We start from the raw sequence: 2,903 nt of genomic DNA on the forward strand, positions 1-2,903 counted from the left end.
TTTTGCTCAACCATTTTTCATCCCTGAGGGTGGCGCAAAATATTTTCACGCGCCAAGGGCATTTGTTGCCCTATGCCATCGCTCTCATCACATTAAGAATGGCTCTTTTCTTCATAAGATTCATTCGATGCAACTGACCAATAATCTCGCCGTCCACTTCCGAGTCACTGATTATCTCATCCGAGTTAGCCAGGTGCTGATTCCCGCGCCCGGTGGCCAGCCACTCGAAAGACACTTCAAGAATCTCTGCCATTTTACGCAGGTTTTCAAGGCTGGGACTGCTCATACTGGTTTCCCATTGGGCCAGCGCACTTCTGGACACACCAATCAAATCCGCCAGGGCCTGCTGCGAAAACTTCTTGTCTTTACGGGAGCATAAAATCCTTGTTGTCAGGTTCATTCTTGTACACTCACAAAAGGGTCAGATATCCATGCCTGCAAAACACAAATACCCCGACATATAATTATTTCTCTAATGTCATTCGACCATTTCTTTAAAAGCGTTAGGTTCAGCTGATAAAGGAAAAATATGGGAAGGAAAAATCCGGAAAAGCAGGCCAGGGTTATTAAGCCATGGCCTGAACAAAGAGCATTACAGGGCCAGCATCAGGCCAGCGATGGTGGCACTCATCAGATTGGACAGCGTACCGGCAGCTACCGCCTTGATACCCATACGGGCAATATCCTGACGACGGTTTGGTGCCATAACGCCCAGACCACCCAGGAGAATGGCAACGGAAGACAGGTTGGCAAAACCACACAGCGCAAAGGTGATGATGGTCTGAGTCCGTTGGGACAGCACTTCAACACCGGCCGCAGCGGCCGCTTCAGGATTCAGGTAATTGACAAAATCCATGTACGCAACGAATTCGTTCACCACCAGCTTTTGACCAATGAAACTGCCCGCAGTCAGGATTTCATTCATTGGCACGCCAATCAGAAATGCCAATGGACTGAACAGGAAACCCAGAATCATCTCAAGGCTCAGTTCAGGGTAATCAAATAAGCCGCCAATCCAGCCCATAATACCGTTGACCATGGCAATCAGGGCGATAAAAGCCAGTAGCATGGCACCAACGTTGGCAGCCAGCTTCAAACCGGATGCAGCACCAGAGGCGGCGGCATCAATCACGTTAGCCGGCTGTTCGTTGTCACCGTCTTCATCGGCCCGATCGGCATCATCGGGAATGTCGATTTCCGGCTTGATCATCTTGGCCATCAGCAGACCACCCGGTGCCGCCATAAAGCTGGCTGCAATCAGGTACTTCAGCTCAACACCCATGCCTGCATAGCCCGCCAGTACCGAGCCGGCCACAGAAGCCAGACCACCTACCATGACAGCAAACAGCTCAGAATTGGTCATACGATTAATATAAGGCCTTACCACCAGCGGAGCTTCAGTCTGTCCTACGAAGATGTTGGCCGTTGCCGACAGCGACTCTGTACGACTGGTACCCAATAATTTCTGCAATGCACCACCGAGAAAGGCAACGACCTTCTGCATAATGCCCAGATAGTAAAGAACCGCAACCAGAGAGGAGAAGAAAATGATGATCGGCAGTACGTTGATGGCAAAAATAAAGCCAACCTTGAAGTTAGCCAGGTCACCAAACAGGAAACCAATACCCTGGTTGGCATAGCTGATAACATTACTGACCCCGTTAGAAACACTACCGAGAATTTCCTGCCCCAGGGGAACGTAAAGAACCAAAGCACCCAAACCGGCCTAAATAGCAAAAGCCCCACCAACCGTTCGCAGGTTGATCGCTTGTCGGTTATCAGACAATAAAAAGGCCAGTGCCAGAAGGCTGACAATACCCACCAGACTCATAAGTATTTGCATGGGGGTCACCTCGGGTGGATGATCGGTGTCGGCCGGTTGCCCGGTCAGAACAGCAGGCGGTTCGGAAGAATTGTATAACCTGGCTTACAAAAGCAGAACAATTATCTGACACAATAGCTTAAAATCAGAACAATTCAGAGCAAATAGTTTATTCAGGCCTGGTTCTGCTTTTGGCAAAACCCGATAGCCTCTTACCCCTGCATTCACGTAGAATACCCAGACTTCTGCACCCAAATATACGGATCATGTTGTAGAAGTTTTATTGATCTACAGAGTCACTCTGACTGACGAGATTACCGGATGAAAAGCACTATCCGACTGAGAGCACTGGAAAAGAAAGACCTGCGGTTTGTGCACTCTCTTAACAATAACCGCAGTATTATGTCCTACTGGTTTGAAGAGCCTTATGAGTCTTTCGATGAACTGGAAGACCTTTATGGCAAGCATATCCATGACAATACTGAACGCCGTTTTGTTGCCGAGCATACGGCTACTGAAAATAACGAAGCAGAATCTATCGGCCTGGTAGAGCTGATCGAAATTGACTACGTGCATCGCAAGGCAGAATTCCAGATCATTATTGCACCCGGGCATCAGGGTAAAAGTCATGCCCGTGCATTGATCAAATCAGCCCTGGACTACGCCTTTACCATACTTAATCTGAACAAAGTGTATCTGGTTGTGGCCGTTGACAATGAGAAGGCCATTCACCTTTATCAACAAACGGGCTTTATTGAAGAAGGGCGAATGATTCAGGAATATTTCACTAATGGCCAGTACTGTGATGCATTGAGAATGTATATTCTTCAGCGGGAATACCTGAACAAGGCACATCCGGTAACGACTTGAAGACTTCCCGTTTTAAATAACGCGCCGGGACTTCCCGGCGCAGTCTTCAGAAACGACAGTGACGCCAGGAGGCTGTCCGGGAATAGTGAAATGCTCCAGCCCAACTTTACAGATCGGTTAGCGTACCCTACTGTTTGTCGCGGAACTTATATTTGAAAAAATTTCCGACTTTTTATCCTCAATTTTCTGCCATCCTCGCTACGGGCGCTAT

The 2,903-nt window shown here is 48.3% G+C and carries 3 protein-coding genes and 1 pseudogene; 1 reads left to right on the forward strand and 3 read right to left on the reverse strand.

The window, feature by feature from the left end; all coding sequences use genetic code 11:
* Positions 1–70 precede the first annotated feature (70 nt).
* The 3 genes and pseudogenes from KDK14_RS05945 to KDK14_RS21655 form a co-directional block, all read right to left on the reverse strand.
* Positions 71–400, reverse strand: coding sequence for a helix-turn-helix domain-containing protein (locus tag KDK14_RS05945; RefSeq protein WP_257264098.1), 330 nt, complete (start codon positions 398–400; stop codon positions 71–73).
* 192 nt (positions 401–592) lie between these two features.
* A complete protein-coding gene (locus KDK14_RS05950) occupies positions 593–1,681 on the reverse strand; it encodes a NupC/NupG family nucleoside CNT transporter (protein ID WP_373691036.1) in 1,089 nt (362 codons plus the stop codon).
* A pseudogene (locus KDK14_RS21655) lies at positions 1,661–1,843 on the reverse strand (Na+ dependent nucleoside transporter N-terminal domain-containing protein); the annotation flags it as partial. The gene KDK14_RS05950 and the pseudogene KDK14_RS21655, both read right to left, overlap by 21 nt.
* 300 nt (positions 1,844–2,143) lie before the next feature.
* On the opposite strand from KDK14_RS21655, the gene speG reads away from it, so the two are divergent.
* Positions 2,144–2,692, forward strand: coding sequence for a spermidine N1-acetyltransferase (speG, locus tag KDK14_RS05955; protein WP_257264099.1), 549 nt, complete (start codon positions 2,144–2,146; stop codon positions 2,690–2,692).
* The last annotated feature ends 211 nt before the right edge of the window (positions 2,693–2,903 follow it).

Source organism: Endozoicomonas sp. ONNA2 (genome assembly GCF_024606365.1).
GTDB lineage: Bacteria > Pseudomonadota > Gammaproteobacteria > Pseudomonadales > Endozoicomonadaceae > Endozoicomonas.